The organism is Oleiphilus sp. HI0043 (genome assembly GCF_001634935.1).
Window position 1 is genome coordinate 1 of record NZ_LWEY01001658.1, and the last position, 671, is coordinate 671.

Annotated in this window: 1 protein-coding gene; it reads left to right on the forward strand. The window is 42.9% G+C overall.

The window, feature by feature from the left end:
- A partial coding sequence (locus tag A3729_RS25245) for a tol-pal system YbgF family protein (RefSeq protein ID WP_156498129.1) occupies positions 1–671 on the forward strand: 671 nt, incomplete at both ends.

A 671-nucleotide genomic window follows, 5' to 3' on the forward strand; every position in this document is an offset into this window, starting at 1 on the left:
CGCAGAGAAGCGATTGAGCGTTTTGCTGCGCATTTTCCTATGGCTAATCAGACGGCAGGATTGTTGAACGACCTAGCAAATGAATATTATCTCGAACTAGACTATATCAATGCAGTAGAAGTTTCTTCCCGAGTTGTACAGTCCAGATCGGCACCTGCTGCGATATTGTATTCTAGTTGGTTGGTTAACGCTCATAGTCATTTCGAGCTAGAAAACTATTCTCTTGCAGAAAAAGCCTATCAAAAACTTGTTACTTATAATAAGAAGTCTGATGTAGAGGTCTTAAGCGAGCGCTTAGCTGCGTCTGTTTACAAGCAAGCAGAGAAAGAAAGTGCGATTGGGAAAAGTGCCGAACTTTATTTGAGAGTCGTCGACCTAGTGCCGGATTCGAGTATTGCTCCTACGGCACTTTTTGATGCGTCGACACAGTTTCTACAAATACAAAATTGGCCGCAGTCCATCGCCACCTTAAACGTTTTCCAAGAGCGTTTTCCTGATAGTGAGTTGTATGAGGATGCCTCAGATAAGCTCGTCTATGCTTACTTGGAGAATGAAGAGCCAATTCCTGCTGCAGAAAAACTAGTCGAGATATCGAATTCTACTGCGGACTTGGCTAAAGCGTCGAACTCACTTTATCGTGCTGCAGAAATTTACTTAGAAAATGACTTTGC